The organism is Mesorhizobium sp. M0011, assembly GCF_040324155.1.
Lineage (GTDB): Bacteria > Pseudomonadota > Alphaproteobacteria > Rhizobiales > Rhizobiaceae > Mesorhizobium.
Genome location: NZ_JAMYVQ010000002.1, coordinates 319,474 through 340,353, shown reverse-complemented (window position 1 = coordinate 340,353; position 20,880 = coordinate 319,474). Strand labels below are relative to the sequence as shown.

Genomic DNA, 20,880 nt, shown 5'->3' with positions numbered 1-20,880 from the left:
TGCGGCCATAGGCGGCGGTGACGTTCTTCACCGACAGGAACGGCGTCGTGCCGGGTTTCTGCTCCTGGTGTTCGATCTCATGCACCGAGACAAGCGCGTTGGTGTATTCCTGGCGCGGCTCCTTGATGATCTGCCTTGTGCCGCCCCATTCGACCAGCCTTCCATGGCGCAGCACCATGATCTCGTCTGAGACCTGGGCGACGACGGCAAGGTCGTGCGTGATGTAGAGCGCCGCGACATGGGTGTCGCGGATGGCGTCCTTGATCGCCGCCAGCACGTCGATCTGCGTCGTCACGTCGAGCGCCGTGGTCGGCTCGTCGAAGACGATCAGGTCCGGCTCCGAGCACAGCGCCATCGCTGTCATCACGCGCTGCAACTGGCCGCCCGACACCTGGTGCGGAAAGCGCTCGCCGATGGTTTCGGGGTTCGGCAGGCTGAGCTTCTTGAACAGCGCAACCGCGCGCTTCTCGGCCTCGGCACGTGTCGCCGTACCGTGCAGCAGCGTGGCTTCCACCACCTGGTCCATCAGCCGGTGCGCCGGGTTGAAGGCGGCTGCCGCCGATTGCGCGACATAGCAGACCTCGCGGCCGCGTAATTTGCGGAAGCCGTCCTTGCCGCCCTTGAGGATGTCGCGGCCGTTCAGGATCACCTCGCCGCCGGTGATGCGCACGCCACCGCGGCCATAGCCCATCGACGACAGGCCGATGGTCGACTTGCCGGCGCCGGACTCGCCGATCAGGCCGAGCACCTTGCCCTTCTCAAGCGTCAGCGAGACATCGTGCACCAGCACGATGTTCTTTGGCGGCTCTCCGGGCGGGAAGACGGTGGCCTCGATGCGCAGATTGCGGATGTCGAGCAGCAGGCCAGGTTTCGCTTTGGTGTCGGCCATCACCCGCGTCCTCCCTTGAGGCTTGTCGTCCGGTTGAGCACCCAGTCGGCAACCAGGTTGACGGAAATCGCCAGCAGGGCGATCGCCGCTGCCGGGATGAGTGCGGCCGCGATGCCGAAGACGATGCCGTCCTTGTTTTCCTTGACCATGCCGCCCCAGTCGGCGTCCGGTGGCTGCACGCCAAGGCCGAGGAACGACAGCGTCGACAGGAACAGCACCGCGTAGATGAAGCGCAGGCCAAGTTCCGAAACCAGTGGCGACAATGCGTTGGGCAGGATTTCGCGGAAGATGATCCAACCGCTGCCCTCACCACGCAGTTTCGCCGCCTCGACATAGTCCATGACGTTGATGTCGACGGCGACCGCGCGCGACAGGCGATAGACGCGGGTCGAATCCAGAATGCCCATCACCAGGATCAGCGTCACCAGATTGGTCGGCAGCACGGACAGCACGACGAGACCCATGATCAGCGTCGGGATAGACATCAAGAGATCGACGAGGCGCGACAGCAGCGTGTCGAACCAGCCGCCGAAGACGGCCGCCGAGAAGCCGAGGATGGCGCCGAGCGAGAATGACAGTGCGGTGGCCAGCACCGCGATGAACAAAGTGATGCGGGCGCCGTAGATCATGCGCGACAGAAGATCGCGGCCGAGATTGTCGGTGCCCAGCAAATGGGCAGCCGACATCGGTTCCCAGACATCGCCGACGATTTCGCCATTGCCGTGCGGCGCGATCCAGGGGGCGAAGACCGCCGCCAGGACGAACAATGCCGTCAGCACGATGCCGATCAGAGCGGGGATGGGGATGCGTTTGATATCGAGCATATCCGCCCCCTATTTCGGGTGTCTGAGACGCGGATTGGCGACGATGGCCGCTATGTCCGCAATGATGTTCAGGCTGATATAGACGGCGGCGAAGATCAGGCCGACCGCCTGCACCACCGGCACGTCTCGCTTGGTGACGTGGTCGACCAGATACTGTCCCATGCCTGGGTAGACGAAGATCACCTCGACCACGACGACGCCGACGATGAGGTAAGCGAGGTTGAGCATGACGACGTTGATGATCGGCGCGATGGCGTTGGGGAAGGCGTGCTTGCGGATGACGTTGAAGGCCGACAGGCCCTTCAGTTCCGCTGTCTCGACATAGGCCGACTGCATGACATTGAGGATCGCCGCGCGTGTCATGCGCATCATGTGGGCGAGCACGACCAGCGTCAGCGCTGCCGCCGGCAGGGCGATCGCCTGCATGCGCTCGCCAAAAGGCATGCCGTCATAGACGGTCGAGATGCCCGGGAAGATTTGCCATTTCACGGCGAAGAAATAGACCAGCACATAGCCGATGAAGAACTCGGGAAAGGAGGTCGAGGCCAGCGCCAGCCCGGAGATCAGCTTGTCGACCCAGCCATTGCGGTAGCGCACCGCGATCAGGCCGAGAATGATCGCCAGCGGCACGGCGACGATCGCCGCCCAGAAGGCGAGGAACAGCGTGTTCCACAGCCGCCCCTTGATCGACGTGGCGATATCCTGCCCGCTCGACATGGCCGTGCCGAGATCGCCGGTCAGCACACCGCCGAGCCAGCGGAAATACCTGATATAGGCCGGATCGTTGAGGCCGAGCTGCTCGCGCAGATTGGCGAGCGACTCCGGTGTCGCCGATTGCCCGAGAATGGCTTGCGCGACATCGCCGGGCAGGATCTGGGTGCCGGCGAAGATCAGGACCGAAACGGCCAACAAGAGGAGAATGCCCAGCGCAACGCGCTGGGCCACCAGTTTCAAGATGGGTGAGGACATATCCGCAAGGCCAAGCTCAGGCTTCGAGCCAGCACTTCGCCAGCGCGTAACCGTTCATCAGCTCCTGATGCGGATCGTCGACCCAGCCGCCGACCTTGGCGCCGGTAGCGTCGATGAACTGGTTGAACATCGGCAGGATCAGGCCGCCCTCGTCTCGTACCAGGACAGCCATGTCATGGTACATCTGCTTGCGCTTGGTCTCGTCGAGCTCGGCGCGCGCGGCCAGCACCATTTTGTCGAAGTCCGGACGCTTGAAACGCGTGTCGTTCCAGTCGGCGTTCGACAGATAAGCGGTGGAGTACATCTGGTCCTGGGTCGAGCGGCCGCCCCAGTAGGAAGCGCAGAAGGGCTGCTTGTTCCAGACTTCGTTCCAATAGCCGTCGCCAGGCTCACGCTTCAACTCGATCTGGATGCCGGCCTTGGCCGCGCTCTGCTGGAACAACTGCGATGCATCGACAGCGCCCGGGAAAGCGACGTCCGAGGTCCGCAGCAGGACGGCGCCATCGTGGCCCGACTTCTTGAAGTGGAACTTGGCCTTGTCGGGATCGTACTTGCGCTGCTCGATCTCGGTAAACAGCGGATAGGACGCATTGATCGGGAAGTCGTTGCCGAGCGAGCCGTAGCCGCGCAGGATCTTGTCCAGCATTTCCTCGCGGTCGATGGCCAGCTTCAGTGCCATGCGCAAATCGGCGTTGTCGAACGGCGCCGTGTTGCAATGCATGATGAACACGTAGTGGCCAGGACCCGCGTGGTTGCGGATGGTGACGCCCGGCAGGCGCTTGATCAGGTCGACGATCTTCGGCTCGACGCGGTTGACCATGTTGACCTGGCCGCCCTGCAGCGCGGCTGTGCGCGCCGTCGCATCGTTGATGACGATGATCTCGATCTGGTCGGCATGGCCCATCTTGTCGCCCTGCCAGTAATTGGCGAAACGCTCGCCGCCATGGCGCACGCCGGGCTCATTGGTCGTGACCTTGTAAGGACCGGCCGAGATGCCTGCGTCGGCCTTGTCCTTGCCGCCATTCGGTTGGACGATCAGGTGATAGTCGCTGAGCAAATAGGGCAGATCGGCATTGGCTTCCTTCAGGGTCAGCACGACTTCCTTGCCGCTGGCCTTGATGGTCTCGATGCCCTTCATGTAGCCGAGCGCGCCGGATTTCGACTTCTCGTCGGAATGGCGCTCAAGTGTGGCGGCCACGTCCTCGGGGGTCACCGTCTTGCCGTTGTGGAATTCGACGCCGTCGCGGATCTTCAGCGTCCACACCTTGGCGTCGTCCGACGAGCCGATCTCCTCGGCGATGCGGTTCTCGAGCTTGCCTTCCGGCGAAAGCTCGACAATCAATTCGCCCCACATCTTGCCGAAGGCGAACGGCACCTGAGTCATGAACAGTGCCGGATCAAGGCTGTTGGTGGACTCGCCGCCGACAAGTCCGGCCTTCAGTGTGCCGCCCTTGACCGGACCTGCCGCGCGTGCCGCGCTTGAAAGCAGCGAATTAGCGAAGGGTGCGGAGATACCGAGCGCCGCCGCCCGGCCGAGAAAATCACGACGGCTCAGTTTGCCCGACGCGACACGCCGGCTAAGAAATTCCAGTTCGTTCGACATTTTGAGTTCCTCACTCTGTTGGTTCGACTCTGCGGTCGTTTTTCTTGTTTCTTGTGAGGAGAATAATGACCGCAAGGGAAAGCGGTAAGCAAGACCGAATGCGACATGCCGTGGCGTAAATCGTACGTCGCAATTGGACCAATGAGCTCAGTGCTCAAAGAAGCGCGCGCGGCACCTTCTCCTCGAAATTGCGCTCGAAGACGAGCGTTTCGTCCTCATAGGCCTCGATTCTGGCGCTGACGATGAAGTTTTGCGCGTCCGATCGCATTTCGGCTGTCGTTTCGGTGCGTACCGACCATCCGTTTCGCGACAGGGTCTGCGTCCAGTGCGTCTTCCCTGAGGCCGACAGCGGATCGTCGGGATGGATCGTCCAGGTCTCGCGGGCAATGCTGCCATTGGCAAGACCGTGATCGAGATCGCGGACCTCACCGAAATCATCAACGATGAAAAGCGTCACGATTCCCGTCTTTTCGTCACGATCGATATGGCGCTCGGAATTGCTGGCGCGGATCGTCTCCGTTGCCCATGAGGTGGCACCTTCCGGCTCGGCGAACGCCGCTTCGTCGTCTGTCGCCAGCGGCCGCAGCGGCAAGCGGAGCGTCGCCGCCGACAAGGTCAGCCGGACCGGCTCCGGCGACGGCCAGATGGCAGGCCAATAGGCGTTCGAAACGGCAACACGCAGGTGGTGGCCGGGCGGAACGCGATAGCCGCATTGATCGAGCACGACGCGCACTGAGACGGTTTCACTCGGCACCAGCGCCTCGGGAAATTCGTGCGAATTGCGGTGCGTCAGATTGAGCACGCCATAGGAAATCAGTTCCGAGGCGCCGTCGGGATGCACGTCACAGAGTCGGATCGCAATGTTGGCCTGCGGACGGTCGGAGGACAGCCGCAATTCGACTTCCGGGGCGCCGACGATGTCGATGGCCTGACTGAGTTCCGGCTGGTCGAAACACACCGACAGCGCATCGTCGGGGCGCTGATCGCCTGGCAGTTCGGGGCCGAAGGTGAAGGGAAAATACTCGCCGCCGGCCAGGCCGCAGCTTTGCGGCGAGGCAACGATGGCCGGTTTTTCCGTTGCGGGGATCAGATCGACCGTCTGCGTCTTGATCGTTGGCGAGGGCCATTGCTGCTCGGCAATCCAGCGGCCGGGACGCTCGGGGTGCCAGCGCGCCGGACGCACGCTGTCCATGACATAGGCGCGGTAGGCCGGGTCGGACTCGACACCGGTTTCGACACTCTTGAGCCAGCGGTCCCACCAGCGCAAGGCCTCCTGCAGGAAGCCGATGGCGGGTTTTGGTCCTGCGTAATGCGGGTATTTGTGAATCCATGGCCCGATAATGCCCTTGACCGGGGCTTCGATGTTGCTGGCCAGATGCGAGACCGTGTTGCGGTAGCCGTCATGCCAGCCGCCGATCGACAGCACGGCGGCTTTGACGGCGGAAAAATCCTCACAGATCGAGCCGCGCTTCCAGTAGGCATCGCGGTGCTGGTGCTTCAGCCACAGCGGCGCCAGGAAGGATTGGTTCTCCAGCCGGGTCAGCCACAGATCGCGCCATCTGTTGTCGCCGGCCAGCAGCGGGTCCGGCGGCCGCGATGAGTAGGACAGCATGGTCGAGGCCCAGCCGAAGTTCTCGATCAGCAGGCAGCCGCCCTTGTAGTGAATGTCGTCGGCGTAGCGGTCGACGGTCGAGCACAAGCTGATCACCGCTTTGAGCGCCGGCGGCTGCTTGGCCGCCACCTGCAGGCAGTTGAAGCCGCCCCAGGAAATGCCCATCATGCCGACATTGCCGTTGCACCAGGGCTGGCTTGCCGCCCAGGCGATGATGTCGCAGGCGTCCTGCAATTCCTGCTCGGAATATTCGTCGTCCATCAGCCCTTCGGAATCGCCATTGCCGCGCATATCGACCCGGATCGAGGCGTAGCCGTGGCCGGCGAAATAGGGATGCGTCAGCTGATCGCGAAAGATGGTGCCGTCGCGCTTGCGGTAGGGCAGATGCTCCAGGATCGCCGGCACTGGATCGTCGCCGGCATCCTCCGGCATCCAGACCCGCGCCGACAGCCGGCAGCCATCCGGCATGACGATGCCCATATCCGGGAACTCGACGACCTTGCGGGGAAATTCGGTGACTGTTTTCATGGCCCGCATAACGCCCCGCGGCGCGACGACTTTCAATCACCATTCGCGACTGGAGCAGCGAAAAATGCGACCTGTGCCGCTACCGCAATTCATCCAGCAGTTCGGGATGTTTTTCCAGCAGCGTCATCAATTGAATGGTCGGGCCACTCGGCTCGATCAGGCCCCTTTCATACTTGTCGAAAGCATTCTCGCCGACCTTGAACAGGGATCCTGCCTCGCGCTGCGACAGATTGAGCTTTGTGCGCATGCGGCGGATGGTTGCCGGGGCCGGCACGCCATCGATCCTCTCCTTGAGGGCGCGTAGTGCGGCATCGACGGCAGCCATGTCGCCTCCGATATGCACACCCTCGTCACCGGATGCTGGATAGTAACCCGGAAAGTCGACAATTATGCTCTCGCCCTTGTACGCCACTGTGAATGGACGCACGTCACGCGTGAGCGTTTCCCCGGTTTCGGGGGAAATCATGGTCCGATTTTCTTCTCTTGTCGCCATGGTCATTTCTCCTTGAACGACATGACCGTGAACTCGGTCACGACATCCGCTTGGAATTTCACGTAGAGGATCAGGTCGCGCACGGGCACGTGATAGGCATCCTGCCAGACCCGGTGATCCGCAAAGGTCGTCATGGATTTCACGAACATTTTCCTCGTCATGCCGCCGATTACCTCGACGACGCCGGCACGGTCGAAGCCAAGGCCTGTGGCATCCCGCAGAGCGGACGTCGTGATCGCCAGCGTATCGACAGACCCGAACGTCGTCTTGATGGCATCAAGATCGTAGGTGGGCCTTCGTTTCTCCATGACGCAATATGCCACCATAAAGGTGGCAATTCAAGGGTGCCCCCGGTAGGCCGAGAGCCCTAATTCAGCGGGATGTCGTTATCGTCCTTGTTCGCCTGATAGACGCCGGACAGATCATCGTAGCGCGCCGAAATCGCGCCGATGCGTATTTCCAGCCGTTGCCGCTCTACCTCGGGCAACGCTCGCACCAGCATGCGGATAGAAAAGCTCTTCCAGTAGGCATTCTCGGCATTGTAGCCGCCGGGGTCGAGGGTGAAGACCTCTTTCAGGATCTTCAGATCGTGCGGGATGGCAAAACTGTCGCGCGAATCCTCGTGGCTGAACAGATAGTAGAAATTGTCGAAGCCAGTCCAGGTGATCGCCGACAGGCAGAGCGAGCAGGGCTCATGCGTGGCGATGAAGATCGCGTCTTTCGGATCGACGCGCTCCGCCTTCGGCATTTCGTAGAAACGTTTCAGGCAGTGCACCTCGCCATGCCAGAGCGGGTTTTCCCTCTCGTTGTTGGTCTCGGCCAGCACCAGCGAACGGTCGTCCTTACGCAGGATCGCCGCGCCGAACAGCTTGTTGCCATGGACAACACCGTCGGCCGTCTTCGGCACGATGTCGTGTTCGATCACGTCGAGCAGGCGGTCGATCAAAGAAATGTCGGTCATTTCAGGCTCTCCTGCTGCATGTCGCCCAAAAGTGCCCCGGTTTTGGGGTAACGACATGCACAAAAAATTAAGGGAGATGGATCTCGTAAGCATGCGAGAAATGGAATTCTTCGAGGTTGGAGCCGTCGCCGCCACGGTCGACAATCAGGAAATCCTGCGCCTCGCCAAGCGGCGTCAACACGCCGTGCCAGAGATTACGGGAATAGTTGATGCCTTGTCCGGGTGCGGTGATGAAGGCACGCGGCTCATCAGGCCCTTGCTCGCCATCATGGCAGACGACGACCAGGAATGGGCGCGGCGACAGCGGGATGAAGGCCTGGCTGCCGAAGGGGTGGCGCTCGACCATGCTCAGCTTCAGCGGCAATTCGTAGGGCGTGCCGCGCACCATCGAGATCAGCACGCGGGCGTTTGGTCCGGTCGCCTCGGCGGTCGCCAGATCGTGGTAGCGCTCGGCCCTGCCGCCATTGATCGGGTAGTGGTTGTCGCCGCCCATATCGATGACGTCGCCGAACGGAGCAAAGCTCTCGCGGGTCAGTGGCCGCGCAATGATCCGCGTCACCGCGTCCGCCCGGGGACACTGGCGCCGCCGAGTTTGGCGTGCCGGTTGACGTCCTTGTAGAGCAGATAGCGGAATTTGCCCGGGCCGCCCGCATAGCAGGCCTGCGGGCAGAAGGCGCGCAGCCACATATAGTCGCCGGCCTCGACCTCGACCCAGTCCTGGTTGAGGCGATAGACCGCTTTGCCTTCCAGCACATAGAGCCCATGCTCCATGACATGGGTCTCGGCGAAGGGAATGACCGCGCCGGGTTCCAGCGTGACGATGGTCATGTGCATGTCGTGGCGCAAATCGGCCGGATCGACGAACCGCGTCGTCGCCCAGCGGCCTTCGGTGCCGGGCATAGGCGTTGGCGCGATCTCCTGCTCGTTGGTGAAGAAGGCTTCCGGCACATCAAGACCGTCGACCACATCGTAAGCCTTGCGAATCCAGTGGAAGCGCACGTCGGCCTTGCTTTCGTTGCGAACCGTCCAGCCGCTGGCCGGCGGCAGGAAGGCAAAGCCGCCGGGCCGCAAGACATGCTTCTTGCCGGCAAGCAGAACCGTCAACTCGCCCTCGACCACGAACAGGGCGCCCTCGGCGCCGGCATCGGGTTCCGGCCGCTCGCTGCCGCCGCTCGGCGCGACCTCGACAATGTATTGCGAGAACGTCTCGGCAAAACCGGATAGCGGTCGCGACAAGATCCAGGCGCGGGTCTTGTCCCAGAACGGCAACGCACTGGTCACGATGTCCTGCATCACACCCCGGGGAATGACGGCATAGGCCTCGGTGAAGACGGCGCGGCCGGTCAGAAGCTCGCTCTGGCCGGGGTGGCCGCCATGTGGTGCGTAATAGGTTCGCTCGGGCATCCTGATCGTATCCATGGGTTCAAACCTATTGCGGAAGCATGTCCTTGAGGCGGAGCAGCGCGATGCGCTCGACCTGTTTGCAGGCGGTTTCGAATTCGACGCCGCGGCTGTTGCCGATGCGCGCCTCGAATTCCGCCAGAATCTCTTGCCTCGTCTTGCCCTTCACCGCGATGATGAAGGGGAAACCGAAAGTGGTGACGTAGGCGGCGTTGAGCTTGGAAAACAGTTCGCGCTCCTTGTCGGTCAGCGCGTCGAGGCCGGCAGAAGCCTGTTCCCTGGTCGATTCCGCCGTCAGCCGTTTGGCCTTGGCAAGTTTGCCGGCAAGGTCGGGATGAGCGTTGAGCACGGAAAGCCGCTCGGTTTCGCTGGCGGACCGGAAGACACGGCAAAGCGCATTGTGCAGGCCGCCTGAAGTGTCATGCGCCGGGCCCAGTTCCAGTTCGTAGGCGCGTTCGGCGATCCACGGCGAATGCTCGAACACGCCGCCGAAAGTGTGGACGAAGGTCTCGAATTCCATCTTCGAGGGGCGGAGTGCCGCCGGTTGATAAGGATTGACCTCTTGCCAGTGGCGGGCGATGTCGATGCGCCGCGCCAGCCAGACCCTGTCGTGCGACTTCACATAGTCGACGAAGCGCTTCAGCGCCGCCACCCGGCCCGGCCGCCCGACGAGGCGGCAGTGCAGGCCGATGTTCATCATGCGTGGCCGGCCTGCCTTGCCCTCGGCATAGAGCGTGTCGAAGCTGTCCTTCAAATAGGCAAAGAACTGGTCGCCGGAGTTGAAGCCCTGCGGCGTTGCGAACCGCATGTCGTTGGCGTCGAGCGTATAGGGAATGATGAGCTGCGCGCCGCCATCATGCTCGAACCAGTAGGGCAGCTCGTCGTCATAGGTGTCCGACACATAGTCGAAACCGCCTTCTTCCGCCACAATCCTCACTGTGTTGATCGATGTGCGACCCGTATACCAGCCGGTCGGGCGCGCGCCGGTCACTTCGTAGTGCAGCTTGATCGCCGCCTCGAGGTCGCGGCGCTCATCCTCGGCGCTGTGGTCGCGGTAGTCGATCCATCTCAACCCGTGCGAGGCGATCTCCCAGCCGGCTTCCTGCATGGCCGTGACTTGATCCGGCGAACGGGCGAGCGCGGTGGCGACGCCATAGCAGGTGATCGGCACCTCGGCCTCGCTGAACAGCCGCAGCAACCGCCAGAAACCGGCGCGGGCACCGTATTCGTAGATGGATTCCATGTTCCAGTGGCGCTGGCCCACCCAGGGTGCCGCGCCGACGATTTCCGACAGGAAGGCTTCGGACGCCTTGTCGCCATGCAGCACGCAGTTCTCGCCGCCTTCCTCGTAGTTGACGACGAACTGCACGGCGACATGCGCGCCGCCAGGCCATTTCGGGTCCGGCGGATTGACTCCGTAGCCGCGCATGTCTCTGCTGTAACGCATCGTCCCTCCCGCCGGGCATGGCCCGAAGTATGATCAGAATATCGAAAGGGTGCTTCTCGCATTCCCCCGAAAATTTTTGAAAGTGTTTTTGTCGCACTCCGCTCGACCGGGACTTATGCATCGCCTTTAATTGGCGCACAATTCACTGTTGATACTTGATCGTACCGGGCCAATTCGCTCGTACCGGAAATGGGAGGCGGCCAATGGCAGAAACGTCGAATGCCGATGGCGGGCGTCTGACGACCCATGTCCTCGACACGGCGACAGGCAAGCCGGCGGCGGGATTGTCGATCGCGCTTTATCACCTCGACGGCAAGGCACGGACACATTTGAAGACTGTTGTCACCAATGCCGACGGCCGTTGTGACAAGCCGCTGCTCGCCGGCGCGGAGTTCCGCACCGGCGAATATGAACTGGTCTTCGCTGCAGGCGACTATTTGCGCCAGCAGGGGTTGAGCCTGCCGAAAACGGCCTTTCTCGATACGATACCAATCCGCTTCGGCATGGCCGAGCCCGTGCACTATCATGTGCCACTGCTGGTCTCGCCCTACGGCTACTCGACGTACAGGGGGAGCTGAGGCATGGCCAAAATTAGCATCCGCAATGAAATCCGCTTCATCCTCAACGGCAGGGACGTCGCGCTTTCGTCGGTGGCACCCGACGGGACCCTGCTCGACTGGCTGCGGCTCGACCGGTCGCTGCGCGGCACCAAGGAAGGCTGCGCCGAGGGCGATTGCGGCGCCTGCACCGTGTTGGTCGGCAAGCTCTCGGCCGGCGGGCTGGTCTATGAAAGCGTCAATGCCTGCATCCGTTTCCTCGGCTCGTTGGACGCCACCCATGTCGTGACCGTCGAGCATCTGCGCGGCGTATCAGGCCAACTGCATCCGGTGCAGCAGGCGATGGTCGATTTCCACGGCTCGCAATGCGGCTTCTGCACACCGGGCTTCGTCATGTCGCTCTATGGCCTGTGGATGAAGTCGTCGAATCCGTCGAACGCGGATATCGAAAAGGCCTTGCAAGGCAATCTCTGCCGCTGCACCGGCTACGAGGCGATCATGCGCGCTGCGCATGCCATCTCCAGCTACGGCAAGGCGGTAAAGGATCCGCTGGCCACGGAGCGCAAGGCGATCACCGCGAGGCTCGAGGCCATGCATGACGGCGCCCGGATTGAGATCGGTTCGGCCAAGACGCGGCTGGTCGTGCCGGCCGATGTCGATGATTTCGCCGCCGTGCTGGACAAGGAACCCGGCGCCACCATCGTTGCCGGCTCGACCGATGTCGGCCTCTGGGTGACCAAGCACATGCGCGATATTTCGCCGGCCATTTTCATCGGCAATCTCGACGGACTTTGCACCATCTCGGAAGACAACGGCATCATTTCGATCGGCGCGGGCGTCACCTACACTGATGCCTTCGCGATATTGGCGAAGCGTATCCCGGCGCTGGGGCCGTTGTTCGATCGCATCGGCGGCGAACAGGTGCGCAACATGGGGACCATCGGCGGCAATATCGCCAACGGCTCGCCGATCGGCGACACGCCGCCGCCCTTGATCGCTCTTGGCGCAAGTCTCACCCTGCGCAAGGGCAAGAAGCGGCGCTCGATTCCACTGGAAACCTTCTTCATTGCCTATGGCAAACAGGACCGGCGGCCGGGCGAATTCGTCGAGGCCGTGCACGTTCCGGTTCCGGTCAAGGGCACGAAATTCGCCGTCCACAAAATCACCAAGCGCCGCGATGAGGACATCACCGCGGCCCTCGGCGCCTTCTTCTTGACGCTGGCCAGCGATGGCACGGTGGCGGAGGTGCGCATTGCCTATGGCGGCATGGCGGCGACGCCGAAGCGGGCGTCTTCTGTCGAAAAAGCGCTGCTCGGCAAGCCATGGACGGAGACCACGGTTGACGCGGCGATGGTCGAATATGCCAGGGATTTCACCCCGCTCACCGACATGCGGGCCTCGGCCGAGTATCGTGCGCTCGCGGCGCGCAATCTCTTGCTGCGCTTCTTCGCCGAGACCAGCGGTACCAGGGAGCCGATCCAGGTTTCGAGGCACGAGGCGGCATGATGAACAAGCACGCTCCCCCCAATCTGAAGGCTGAAAAGATCGCCGGCGGCGTCGCCACCGATCAGCGCCACGACTCCGCCCACAAGCATGTCAGCGGCACGGCCGTCTATATCGACGACATGCCGGAACCGGCCGGCACGGTGCATGGCTGCCTCGGGCTTTCTGCCGCCACGCATGCCACGATTACCAGCATGGATCTCTCGGCGGTGCGTACAGCGCCCGGTGTTGTCGACGTGCTGACGGCCAAGGATGTGCCGGGCGAGAACGACATTTCGCCGACAGGCCGCCACGACGAGCCGGTGCTGGCCGACGGCAAGGTGCAATTCTATGGCCAGCCAATCTTTTGCGTCATTGCGCAGACGCGCGAGCAGGCGCGTCGCGCCACCAGATTGGCCAAGGTCGAATACAAGGAATTGCCCTTCGTCACCGACATTGGCGCGCTCGATCCGAAGAAGGACAAGCTCGTCACGCCGCCTCTCACCCTGAAGCGCGGCGATGCCGCTACAGCGATCCGTCAGGCGCCGCGCCGGCTAAAGGGAAAAATGCGCATCGGCGGCCAGGAACACTTCTACCTCGAAGGCCATATCGCCATGGCCATTCCGGGCGAGGATCAGGACGTCACCATCTATTCCTCGACCCAGCATCCGAGCGAAGTCCAGCACATGGTCAGCCATGCGCTCGGCGTGCCGAGCAACGCCATCACGGTGGAAATCCGCCGCATGGGCGGCGGCTTCGGCGGCAAGGAAACGCAAGGCAATCAGTTTGCCGCATTGGCGGCGATCGCCGCGAAGAAACACCATCGCGCCGTGAAGATCCGGCCGGACCGCGACGACGACATGATCGCCACCGGCAAGCGTCATGATTTCCTCGTGGACTACGAGGTCGGCTTCGATGACGAGGGCAACATCCTCGGTGTCGATTTCATGTTCGCGGCGCGCTGCGGTTTCTCGTCGGATCTGTCAGGCCCGGTGACCGATCGCGCGCTGTTCCACTGCGACAACACCTATTTCTGGCCGGCAGTGCATGCGCAATCGGCGCCGCTCTACACCAACACCGTGTCGAACACCGCTTTCCGTGGTTTCGGCGGTCCGCAAGGCATGGTCGGCGCCGAGCGCGTCATCGACGAGGTCGCCTTTGCAGTCGGCAAGGATCCGCTCGAGATCCGCAAGAAGAATTTCTACGGCACCTCAGACCGCAACATCACGCCCTATCACCAAACGGTCGAGGACAACATCATCCAGCGCATCGTCGCCGAACTGGAGGAAAGCGCCAGCTATGCGCGGCGGAGGCGGGAAATATCGGCCTTCAACGCCAACAGCCGTTTCATCAAGCGCGGCTTGGCGCTGACGCCGGTCAAATTCGGCATCTCGTTCACCGCCACCCACTACAACCAGGCCGGCGCACTGGTGCATGTCTACACCGACGGTTCGGTGCATCTGAACCATGGCGGCACCGAGATGGGGCAAGGCCTCTACGTCAAGGTGGCGCAAGTGGTGGCGGAAGAGTTCCAGATCGACCTAGACCAGGTGAAGATCACCGCGACCACGACCGGCAAGGTGCCGAACACTTCGGCCACGGCGGCGTCGTCCGGCTCCGACCTCAATGGCATGGCGGCGCAAAACGGCGCTCGCCAGATCAAGGACCGGCTGATCGATTTCGCCGCCGAAAAATATCAGGTGCCGCGCGATCAGGTGCTGTTCCTGCCCAACCGGGTGCGCATCGGCAACCAGGAGATCGCCTTCGCCGACCTCGTCAAGCAGGCCTATATGGCCCGCATCCAGCTGTCGGCGGCGGGTTTCTACAAGACGCCGAAAATCCATTGGAACCGCGACAAAGGCGAGGGCCGCCCCTTCTACTATTTCGCCTATGGCGCGTCGTGTTCGGAGGTCTCGGTCGACACGCTGACCGGCGAATACATGGTCGAGCGCACCGATATTCTGCATGACTGCGGCCGATCTCTGAACCGCGCCATCGACATCGGCCAGATCGAGGGCGGCTTCATCCAGGGTATGGGCTGGCTGACGACGGAAGAACTGTGGTGGGACGCTAAGGGCCGGCTGCGCACGCATGCGCCGTCGACCTACAAGATCCCGCTCGCCTCCGACCGGCCAAAGATCTTCAACGTCACTCTGGCCGACTGGCCGGAAGCGGGCGAGCCGACGATCCACCGCTCCAAGGCGGTCGGCGAGCCGCCGTTCCCGCTCGGCATGTCGGTGCTGCACGCGCTGTCGGACGCGGTGGCCAGCGTCGCCGATCACAAGATCTGTCCGCGCCTCGATGCGCCGGCAACGCCGGAACGGGTGCTGATGGCGATCGAGCGGCTGAAGAAAGAGACGAAGGCCGGCGCCTGAATCCGGCAGAACGTGCAATCCGGGCCGAAAAAACCTATATTTCCCGTTCGGGAACGTGAACAATGAACTCGAAAGTGCAAAGCCTGAAAGCCTTTCTCGCCAGCGCCGGCCGGGTTGCCTTGGTCGAAGTGGCTGGCACAAAAGGCTCGACGCCACGCGAGAAGGGCGCCTTCATGCTCGTCTCGCAGGCGGCGATCTTTGGCACGATCGGCGGCGGTCAGCTCGAATATATGGCGATCGACAAGGCCAGGCAGATGCTTTTCTCCCCCCTTGAGGGGGAGATGGCCGCAAAGCGGCCAGAGGGGGTCGGCAGAGGCAGCGCGCGACCTAAAGCGTCGAGCACTGCTGCGACGACCCCACCCGACGGCTTCGCCGCCACCCTCCCCTCAAGGGGGAGGGATATTCGCGCGACCCTCGACGTGCCTTTGGGCCCCGAGATCGGCCAATGCTGCGGCGGGCGCGTCGAAGTGCTGATCCGGCTCGTCGATGCAGCCCTTGCCGCCGATCTGGTTGCGGCTGCGGAAGCCGAGGAGGCGCACCTGCCGCGTGTCTACATCTTCGGCGGCGGCCATGTCGGCCAGGCGCTGGCGTCGACGATCGCACTTCTTCCCGTGCACGGCATCGTCATCGAGACGCGGGCCGAAGCACTGGAAGGCATGCCGGAGACCGTCGAGACCCGGCTGACGCCGATGCCCGAGGCCGAGGTGCGAAACGCTCCCGCCGGCACCGCCTTCGCCATCCTGACCCACGATCATGCGCTGGATTTCCTGATCGTCGCCGAGGCGCTGAAGCGCGGCGATGCCGCCTATGTCGGCATGATCGGCTCGAAGACCAAGAAAGCGACGTTCAGGAACTGGTTCCTGAAATCGGCGGCAGGCAGCGAGGCCGAGTTTGCCCGCCTCGTCTCGCCGATCGGCGGCGATACGGTCAAAGACAAGCGCCCACAGGTCATCGCGGCGCTGGCGGCAGCTGAGATCATGACGGCGCTGGTCAGTCACAGCGCAGCCTTAAGTGCCGACCAGCAAATTCCGCATGGCAGGGTGATGGCGGGCTAAGCTGCGCCGCAGCTAAACCGGCCGCTTCAGCCCCAGATGGTCGCGCAGTGTGCGGCCGTCGTACTCCTTGCGAAACAGGCCGCGTCGCTGCAGTTCCGGCACGACGAGCGTGGCAAAGGCATCCAGTTCGCCTGGGAAATATGAGGGCATGACGTTAAAACCGTCGGCCGCGCCACCCTCGAACCGAGCCTGCAGTTCGTCGGCGACTTGGGCCGCAGTGCCGACGATGCGCCAATGGCCACGCGCGCCGGCGAAATGCCGGGCAAGCTGGCGGATGGAGAGGCCGTCGCGGCGCGACTGCTCGACGACCAGCGCCTGCCGGCTTTTCATCCCCTCGCTCTCCGGCAATTCCGGCAGCGGTCCGTCGATCGGATAGCGCCACAGGTCGGAGATGCTGAGATAGCTGGACAGCAGCGCAACGCCGACATCGTCGGGGATCAGCTCCTGCAACTCCTCGTATTTCTCGCGGGCCTCCGCTTCGGTCTCCGCCACCACCGGCGCGACGCCGGGCATGATCTTGATGTCGTCAGGCTCGCGCCCATAGGCCGCCAGACGTCCCTTGAGATCGTCGTAAAAGGCCTTCGCTTCCTCGAAGGTCTGCGCCGCGGTGAACACCACATCGGCGGTGCGGGCGGCAAGGTCGCGGCCGACATCCGAGGCGCCAGCCTGGACCATGACCGGGGCGCCCTGCGGCGAGCGTGGCAGATCGAGCGGGTCGCGAACCGAAAAGCTCTGGCCGTCGTGACCGGAGGCGCCGAGCTTGCCGTTCCAGAGCCCGGTGACGACTTCGGCGAATTCACGCGCGCGCTCATAGCGATCGGCATGGGGCTTGAGGCCGGTCGAGCCGAAATTGGCGGCCTCCATGGGGCTGGCCGAGGTGACCAGGTTCCAGCCGGCCCTGCCGCCACTCAGATGATCGAGCGACAGGAAGGTTCGTGCGAGCCCATAGGGCTCGTTGTAGCTCGTCGAGGCTGTCGAGACGAGGCCGATGCGGCTGGTCTGGACGGCAAGCGCCGAAAGCAGACTGATCGGCTCGAAGCCGATCGAGCGCGACGTCTGGCTGGCGATGCCGATATTGGCCTCGCGCAGGCCGGCGGCGTCCTCGCAGAAGATCATGTCGAACTTCGCCGCCTCCGCCGTGCGCGCCAGCGCGATGTAATGGTCGATGTCAGTGCCGGCGGTGATGTGCGCCTTGGGATGGCGCCAGGCGGCGATGTGGTGGCCTGTCGCCCACAGAAAGGCGCCGAGCTTCATCTGGCGAGCGGTCATTGGTCACCTCCGCCGGCAAGCCCGAGATGCGAGCGCAGCGTTTTTCCGCGATTGCTTTCTCGAACCAAGCCACGCCGCCGCAGTTCCGGCAGAATCAAGCCGACGAAATCGCCTAGCGCTGAAAGCTGTGCCGGCATCTGGATGGTGAACCCGTTGCAGCTTTTCGCCCGGAAGCCTTTTTCCATGCTGTCGGCGACGGCAGCCGGCTTGCTATCGGCGATAAGCGCGACGTTCGTCAGCAGCTTCACGGCATCCGGATCGCGTCCGCACGCCGTGACACGGCGCCTGATATCGTCATAGCGTGCTGTCGCGCCCTCCACCGGTCCGTTATCCAGCAGGATGACATCGGCGGTGCGGGCGGCAATATCCAGGTCTGATACCGACAGTCCCGACAAGACGAGCACCGGTGTATCCTGCGGCGACCGCGCGACGTTCAGCGGTCCGCGCACGGAAAAGGACGCGCCCTTGTGCTCGAGCAGGTGCATTTTTTCGGGGTCGTGGAAGCGGCCGCCGCTCTGGTCGAACAGCAGCGCGTCCGCATCCCAGCCCTGCCACAGACCTTGCACGATGCCGATATATTCCTCACTGCGACGGCGGAAATCGTCAGGCGAAAATCCTTCGGGCCGGCTGAAATTGGCTGTTTCCCGTGGCGCCTGCGCCATGGTCGCGTTCCAGCCACTGCGGCCATGGCTGATGATGTCGAGCGAAGCGAAACGGCGCGCCAGATTGTAGGGTTGGTGGGCAATTGTCGAGGCAGCGGCAACCAGGCCGATCCTGCTTGTGACAGTTGCCAATGCGGCCAGCAAAGTGGTCGCTTCGAAGGGCATCGGACTGTTCGCGGCACCGCCGCCGGAAGCCGGCGCTGAATCGGCAAGCAGCACCATGTCCAGGCCCGCCGCTTCGGCCTTTTGCACTAAACCGGCCAGGCGGCTGAATTCCCGCCCCGGTGATGGATCGATGGTTCCCGGAAACAGCGAAACGGCAAGATGCATTGTGGCGCCGTTGTCCATCGATGGTCCCTGCGAGACGAAATACCACCCGAACTATGTTCGCCACATCCAGGGATGGCAACCGCTGGCGCTGGGCCAAGCGCCGGTCACGTGCCGGCCAGCATTATTTCCCAGCTAGCAGATCGTTGATCAGTCGCTGGCAGCGCTCGGCCATGAAGTCGAGCAGCAGCCGTACTTTTGGATCCTGCAGCTTCTTGTGCGGATAGACGGCGGCGAACTGCACCGGTGTCGGTGGCGTGCTGCTCAGGATCACCTTCAGCCGCCGGTCGCGGATGAATGGCTCGACCTCGAAGCGCGGCTTGTTGATGATGCCGCGCCCCGAAAGCGCCCAGCCGGTCAGCACGTCGCCATCGTCGGTGTCGTAGGGCCCGTGCACCTCGAATTTCTGCGGGCCTGTGGGGGTCTGCAGCGTCCACACATATTCGCGCGCGCCGGAATAACGCAGCATCAGGCAGTCGTGCTTCTTGCCGATCAGCTCCTGCGGCTCCAACGGTTCGCCGCGGGCCTCGAGATATTTCGGCGCCGCCACCAGCACGCGCTCGCATTCCATGATGCCGCGCATCCTGAGGCTGGAATCTTCGATGATGCCGAGCCGGAAGGCGACATCGATGCCTTCCTTCATGATGTCGACATTGTGGTCCGAAAGCCTCAGCCTCACCTCGATGTCTGGGTATTTGTCGTGAAAATCGGGAATGCCCGAGGCGACCAGCCGGCGGCCGAGGCCCAAGGGTGCCGTAACGCGGATGGTGCCGCGCGGCTGGCCGGAAAGCGCCGAGACCGCGGCTTCCGCCTCGGTGATCGCCTCCAAGACCTGCTTGGCGCCCCCGTAAAAAACCGTGCCATGCTCGGTCGGCATCAATTGCCGCGTCGTGCGGTTGAACAGACGCACGCCCAGGTGCTTCTCCAACTCCTTGATGCGGTTGGAGGCGACCGCCGGCGAAATCCGCATGTCGCGACCGGCCGCCGACAGATTGCCGAGTTCGACCACGCGAACGAAGACGGCAATGTTGTCCAGATAGGCCATGCGGTTTCGTGGCTTTCCTGAGGCCGCCTTCGGGCGGCTCCCATCCTGCTGCGTGTGACTACCCTAGTATTTTCCATTTTTTTTTGAAAGTCATCGTGCGCCTCGCCTCTTTCCGTTTGCGCTCCAACCCGTAAAGTCGCCCAATCGGCAGGGACGATTTCAATGATGGATTTCGCGATTTTCTGGGACTGGCTAAGTTTTGCCGTGCGCTGGCTGCACGTCATCACCGGCATCGCCTGGATCGGCTCGTCCTTCTACTTCGTCGCGCTCGACCTCGGCCTGCGCCAGCGTCCCGGCATGCCCGTCGGCGCCTTCGGCGAGGAATGGCAGGTGCATGGCGGCGGCTTTTACCACATCCAGAAATATCTGGTGGCGCCGGCCGAAATGCCCGAGCATCTGACCTGGTTCAAATGGGAATCCTACGCCACCTGGCTGTCCGGCTTCGCCATGCTGTGCGTCGTCTATTATGCCGGGGCCGATCTGTTCCTGATCGATCCCAACGTGCTCCCAATGTCCGTCCCGGTCGGCATCCTGCTGTCGTTGGCAACGATCGGCGTCGGCTGGGTGGTCTATGATCTGCTGTGCCGCTCGCCGCTCGGCAAAAGCGACACCGGCCTGATGCTGGTGCTCTACTGTGTGCTGGTGTTCATCGCCTGGGGGCTGACGCATCTCTTCACCGGCCGCGCCGCCTTCCTGCATCTGGGCGCCATCACCGCCACGATCATGTCGGCCAACGTCTTCATGGTCATCATCCCCAACCAGAAGATCGTTGTCGCCGACCTCATCGCTGGCCGCAAGCCCGATCCGAAATACGGCAAGATCGCCAAGCAGCGCTCGCTGCACAACAATTATCTGACGCTGCCGGTGCTGTTTCTGATGCTGTCGAACCATTATCCCCTGGCGTTCGGCACTGAGTTCAACTGGGTCATCGCCTCGCTGGTGTTCATCATCGGCGTGCTGATCCGGCACTATTTCAACTCGATCCATGCCCGCAAAGGCAATCCGACCTGGACCTGGATGGCGGCACTCGTCCTGTTCATCGTCATCATCTGGCTGTCGACTGCGCCGAAAGTGCTGACCGGCGAACCCAAGGAATCCGCGTCGGCGCAAATCTATGTCGCTTCAGCGCATTTCCCGGCCGTGCGCGACACCGTGCTCGGCCGCTGCTCGATGTGCCATGCGGCGGAGCCGGTCTATGAGGGCATCTATCATGCACCGAAGGGCGTGATGCTCGACACCGATGCGGATATCGCCAACCACGCCCGCGAGATCTATCTGCAGGCCGGTCGCAGCCACGCCATGCCGCCCGCCAACGTCAGCCAGATTACCGACAAGGAAAGGGCACTGCTGGTGGCTTGGTTCGAAGGCGCAGGGAGATAGC

The 20,880-nt window shown here is 62.9% G+C and carries 19 protein-coding genes; 5 read left to right on the top strand and 14 right to left on the bottom strand.

The genetic code is table 11. From position 1 onward, the window contains the following. The 11 genes from NKK51_RS03935 to puuE form a co-directional block, all read right to left on the bottom strand. Positions 1–889 (bottom strand): ABC transporter ATP-binding protein (locus NKK51_RS03935; protein ID WP_352551310.1); only part of this gene is annotated, 889 nt, incomplete at its 3' end. Beyond that, complete coding sequence (locus tag NKK51_RS03930; RefSeq protein WP_023813640.1) at positions 889–1,713, bottom strand: ABC transporter permease; 825 nt, start codon at positions 1,711–1,713, stop codon at positions 889–891. The genes NKK51_RS03935 and NKK51_RS03930, both read right to left, overlap by 1 nt. Positions 1,714–1,722: 9 nt before the next feature. Beyond that, positions 1,723–2,682 carry an ABC transporter permease gene (locus NKK51_RS03925; protein ID WP_127289704.1) on the bottom strand — a complete coding sequence of 320 codons (960 nt, stop codon included), beginning with the start codon at positions 2,680–2,682 and terminating at the stop codon, positions 1,723–1,725. Between the two features lie 16 nt (positions 2,683–2,698). Continuing rightward, positions 2,699–4,285 (bottom strand): ABC transporter substrate-binding protein, encoded by a 1,587-nt coding sequence (locus tag NKK51_RS03920; protein ID WP_352551307.1) that lies wholly within the window; start codon positions 4,283–4,285, stop codon positions 2,699–2,701. A 154-nt stretch (positions 4,286–4,439) separates the two neighbouring features. After that, positions 4,440–6,425, bottom strand: coding sequence for a CocE/NonD family hydrolase (locus tag NKK51_RS03915; RefSeq protein WP_352551306.1), 1,986 nt, complete (start codon positions 6,423–6,425; stop codon positions 4,440–4,442). 79 nt (positions 6,426–6,504) lie between these two features. Next, on the bottom strand, positions 6,505–6,924 hold the full coding sequence (locus NKK51_RS03910; protein ID WP_352551304.1) for a type II toxin-antitoxin system MqsA family antitoxin: 420 nt from the start codon (positions 6,922–6,924) through the stop codon (positions 6,505–6,507). Continuing rightward, positions 6,921–7,226 (bottom strand): type II toxin-antitoxin system MqsR family toxin, encoded by a 306-nt coding sequence (locus tag NKK51_RS03905; RefSeq protein ID WP_128302768.1) that lies wholly within the window; start codon positions 7,224–7,226, stop codon positions 6,921–6,923. The genes NKK51_RS03910 and NKK51_RS03905 overlap by 4 nt, the downstream gene beginning before the upstream one ends. Positions 7,227–7,285: 59 nt before the next feature. Next, positions 7,286–7,879: a nucleoside deaminase gene (locus NKK51_RS03900; protein ID WP_352551302.1), complete on the bottom strand. Its 594-nt coding sequence runs from the start codon at positions 7,877–7,879 to the stop codon at positions 7,286–7,288. A 67-nt stretch (positions 7,880–7,946) separates the two neighbouring features. Next, entirely contained in the window at positions 7,947–8,438 is a 492-nt protein-coding gene (locus NKK51_RS03895; protein ID WP_023813633.1) for an ureidoglycolate lyase, read from the bottom strand. Further along, on the bottom strand, positions 8,435–9,298 hold the full coding sequence (locus NKK51_RS03890) for a bifunctional allantoicase/(S)-ureidoglycine aminohydrolase (RefSeq protein ID WP_352551300.1): 864 nt from the start codon (positions 9,296–9,298) through the stop codon (positions 8,435–8,437). The genes NKK51_RS03895 and NKK51_RS03890 overlap by 4 nt, the downstream gene beginning before the upstream one ends. A gap of 10 nt (positions 9,299–9,308) precedes the next feature. Next, on the bottom strand, positions 9,309–10,727 hold the full coding sequence (gene puuE / locus NKK51_RS03885; protein WP_023813631.1) for an allantoinase PuuE: 1,419 nt from the start codon (positions 10,725–10,727) through the stop codon (positions 9,309–9,311). Between the two features lie 203 nt (positions 10,728–10,930). Here puuE and uraH point away from each other — a divergent pair, with 203 nt between their 5' ends. From uraH to xdhC, 4 genes are all read left to right on the top strand, one after another. Continuing rightward, on the top strand, positions 10,931–11,305 hold the full coding sequence (gene uraH, locus NKK51_RS03880) for a hydroxyisourate hydrolase (RefSeq protein WP_352551298.1): 375 nt from the start codon (positions 10,931–10,933) through the stop codon (positions 11,303–11,305). Positions 11,306–11,308: 3 nt separating this feature from the next. Further along, entirely contained in the window at positions 11,309–12,790 is a 1,482-nt protein-coding gene (gene xdhA, locus NKK51_RS03875) for a xanthine dehydrogenase small subunit (RefSeq protein ID WP_352551296.1), read from the top strand. Next, positions 12,790–15,141 (top strand): xanthine dehydrogenase molybdopterin binding subunit, encoded by a 2,352-nt coding sequence (xdhB, locus tag NKK51_RS03870; protein ID WP_352551319.1) that lies wholly within the window; start codon positions 12,790–12,792, stop codon positions 15,139–15,141. The genes xdhA and xdhB overlap by 1 nt, the downstream gene beginning before the upstream one ends. 62 nt (positions 15,142–15,203) lie before the next feature. Continuing rightward, complete coding sequence (gene xdhC / locus NKK51_RS03865; RefSeq protein ID WP_352551295.1) at positions 15,204–16,196, top strand: xanthine dehydrogenase accessory protein XdhC; 993 nt, start codon at positions 15,204–15,206, stop codon at positions 16,194–16,196. A 12-nt stretch (positions 16,197–16,208) separates the two neighbouring features. On the opposite strand, the gene NKK51_RS03860 is transcribed toward xdhC, so the two are convergent. The 3 genes from NKK51_RS03860 to NKK51_RS03850 all read right to left on the bottom strand — a co-directional run bounded on the left by NKK51_RS03860 (position 16,209) and on the right by NKK51_RS03850 (position 19,499). Next, a complete protein-coding gene (locus NKK51_RS03860) occupies positions 16,209–17,465 on the bottom strand; it encodes an LLM class flavin-dependent oxidoreductase (RefSeq protein ID WP_352551293.1) in 1,257 nt (418 codons plus the stop codon). Continuing rightward, complete coding sequence (locus NKK51_RS03855; protein WP_352551291.1) at positions 17,462–18,475, bottom strand: LLM class flavin-dependent oxidoreductase; 1,014 nt, start codon at positions 18,473–18,475, stop codon at positions 17,462–17,464. Before NKK51_RS03855 ends, NKK51_RS03860 begins: the two co-directional genes overlap by 4 nt. A 103-nt stretch (positions 18,476–18,578) precedes the next feature. Further along, positions 18,579–19,499: a LysR family transcriptional regulator gene (locus NKK51_RS03850; protein ID WP_128302775.1), complete on the bottom strand. Its 921-nt coding sequence runs from the start codon at positions 19,497–19,499 to the stop codon at positions 18,579–18,581. Positions 19,500–19,661: 162 nt separating this feature from the next. Between NKK51_RS03850 and NKK51_RS03845 the strand changes: the two genes are divergently transcribed. Then, the gene (locus NKK51_RS03845; protein WP_352551289.1) at positions 19,662–20,879 is read left to right on the top strand and encodes a urate hydroxylase PuuD; all 1,218 of its coding nucleotides are present in this window, start codon (positions 19,662–19,664) and stop codon (positions 20,877–20,879) included. Position 20,880 lies beyond the last annotated feature (1 nt).